This window comes from Caldimonas sp. (assembly GCF_046289365.1).
In the GTDB taxonomy this organism is placed as follows: domain Bacteria; phylum Pseudomonadota; class Gammaproteobacteria; order Burkholderiales; family Burkholderiaceae_C; genus Caldimonas.
Genome location: NZ_JBKBVU010000304.1, coordinates 1 through 2,568 on the forward strand (window position 1 = coordinate 1; position 2,568 = coordinate 2,568).

Below are 2,568 nucleotides of genomic sequence, written 5' to 3' on the forward strand. Positions count from 1 at the left end.
GACGACCTCGTCTTCTTGCACGAGATCCATCCCGGGCCGGCCAGCCGCAGCTACGGCGTGCAGGTCGCCCTCCTGGCCGGCATGCCGGCCAGCCTGGTCCGACAGGCGCGCGCCACGCTGGAAGCCTTAGAGGCCCAGCAGCGCGACAGCCAGGCCCAGATCGACCTGTTCGCCGCCCCCCCGCCGCCCGCCGAGGTGGCCGCCGCCCCTTCGGCCGTCGAAGAGGCCCTGGCGGCGATCCAGCCCGACGCGCTGTCGCCACGCGAGGCCTTGGAGGCCTTGTACCGTCTGAAAGAACTCCAGCAAGGCAGGCCCACATGACCTACTGCGTCGCCATGCGTCTGGACACCGGCATGGTGTTCCTGTCCGACTCGCGCACCAACGCGGGCCTGGACCAGATCTCCACCTTCCGAAAGATGACCGTCTACGAGCAGCCCGGCGAACGGACCATGGTGCTGCTGTCGGCCGGCAACCTGGCGATCACGCAGTCGGTACGCCAGCTCCTGCGCACCGAAACCATCGACGGCCCCGAGGGCCCTGTGTCGATCTGGAACTGCCGCAGCATGTTCGATGCCGCACGCATCGTCGGCGCCACCGTGCGCAAGGTCCATGCGCGCGATGCCGAGTCGCTCAAGAGCTTCGGTATCGACTTCAACGTCAACCTCATCTTCGGCGGCCAGATTCGGGGCGAAACGATGCGGCTGTTCAACGTCTATGCCGCGGGCAACTTCATCGAGGCCGGCCTGGACGGGGTGTGCTACTTCCAGATCGGCGAGTCCAAATACGGCAAGCCCATCATCGACCGCGTCATCACACCGGCCACACCGCTGGAGCAGGCGGCCAAGTGCGCCCTGATCTCGATGGACTCCACGCTCAAGTCCAACCTCTCGGTGGGGCTGCCGCTGGACCTGCTCATCTACGAGGCCAACTCCCTGCAGGCCTCTCGCATCATCCACATCGACGAGAACGACAGCTACTTCCGCATGATCCGCAGCACCTGGGGCCAGCGTCTGCGCGAGGTCTTCGAATCCATCCCCGATCCGGCCTGGGCCGCGCAGCCCGGAGAACCCAGCGCCGAGCGAGCCCCCTCACAGCAAGAACAGCAGGTTCTGCACCCGATCCGCAAGGTGCAAGCTCCCAACGCCTGACCCGCCATGAACCGCCACATCGTCTTCTCGCATGCCAACGGCTTTCCGGCCGGCACCTACCGCAAGCTCTTCGAAGCCTGGCGCGCGGCCGGCTACAGCGTCCATGCAGTGGAAAAATTCGGCCACGATCCGCGCTACCCCGTCACCAGCAACTGGCCCCACCTGCGCAACCAGCTCTTGCATTTCATCGAACGCGAAGTGGGCGAGCCCGTCTGGCTGGTGGGGCATTCGCTGGGCGGCTACCTCAGCCTGCTGGCCGCGGCCAAGCGCAACGACCTGGCGCAGGGTGTGGTGCTGCTGGACTCACCCATCGTCTATGGCCTCAAGGCCCATGGTGTGCGGCTGTTCAAGGCGGCCGGACTGATCCAGCGCGTCTCACCGGGGCGGGTGTCGCGCCAACGGCGCACCACCTGGGCCAGCGAGGAAGAGGCCCTGCGCCACTTCGCCTCCAAGCCCAACTTCGCCGTCTGGGACCCGGAGGTCCTGCACGACTACATCCGCGCAGGCACCCACGCCTTGGGCGGCCGGCGCGTGCTGAGCTTCCGCCGCGAAGTGGAGACCGCCATCTACAACTCCCTGCCCCACCACCTGCACTGGCTGTTGCGCCGCCGACCGCTGCCGTGCCCGGTGGCCTTCATCGGCGGCACCCGCTCGGCCGAGGTAAAGCAGGTGGGACTGCGCGGCACCGAGCAGGTCGTGCAAGGACGCCTGCAGTGGATCGAGGGAGGCCATCTCTTCCCCTTCGAAAAGCCGGTCGAGACCGTCCAGGCCGTGCTCGCGTGGCTGCAGCGCTTCGAGCAGGAGTCCTGCAGCCCGCACCAGGCCCGCGCCGCCTGAGCCCCGTTCACCGATCCTTCGGGGAGCCGGGCCGCTTGGCTTAAAATGCCGCTTTACCACCACAGCGCGGGTGAGGAGCCCGTGCTGCCCACAATGACCAAGTACGTCTTTGTCACTGGCGGTGTGGTGTCCTCGCTGGGCAAGGGCATCGCTTCGGCCTCGCTTGCCGCGATCCTCGAATCGCGCGGCCTCAAAGTCACCCTCATCAAGCTCGACCCCTACATCAACGTCGATCCCGGCACGATGTCTCCGTTCCAGCACGGCGAAGTGTTCGTGACCGACGACGGGGCCGAGACCGATCTCGACCTCGGCCACTACGAGCGCTTCATCACGACGCGCATGCGCCGGGCCAACAACTTCACCACCGGCCAAATCTACAAGAGCGTGCTCGAGAAGGAGCGCCGCGGCGACTACCTGGGCAAGACGGTCCAGGTGATCCCGCACGTCACCAACGAGATCCAGGAGTTCGTCAAGCGCGGGGCCGGCGTGGGCACGCCCGACGAAGTCGATGTGGCCATCGTCGAGATCGGCGGCACGGTGGGCGACATCGAGTCGCTGCCCTTCCTGGAGGCCGTGCGGCAGA

The 2,568-nt window shown here is 66.8% G+C and carries 4 protein-coding genes; all 4 read left to right on the forward strand.

Annotation, left to right across the window (positions count from 1 at the left end):
- Positions 1 to 321, forward strand: a 321-nt coding sequence (locus ACK42S_RS17325) for a MutS-related protein (RefSeq protein ID WP_409710516.1), incomplete at its 5' end; no start/stop codon positions are given.
- The gene (locus ACK42S_RS17330) at positions 318 to 1,148 is read left to right on the forward strand and encodes a peptidase (RefSeq protein ID WP_409710519.1); all 831 of its coding nucleotides are present in this window, start codon (positions 318 to 320) and stop codon (positions 1,146 to 1,148) included. The genes ACK42S_RS17325 and ACK42S_RS17330, both read left to right, overlap by 4 nt.
- A gap of 6 nt (positions 1,149 to 1,154) precedes the next feature.
- Positions 1,155 to 1,985 (forward strand): alpha/beta fold hydrolase, encoded by an 831-nt coding sequence (locus ACK42S_RS17335; RefSeq protein WP_409710522.1) that lies wholly within the window; start codon positions 1,155 to 1,157, stop codon positions 1,983 to 1,985.
- Positions 1,986 to 2,078: 93 nt separating this feature from the next.
- Positions 2,079 to 2,568 (forward strand): CTP synthase (locus ACK42S_RS17340; RefSeq protein WP_409710525.1); only part of this gene is annotated, 490 nt, incomplete at its 3' end.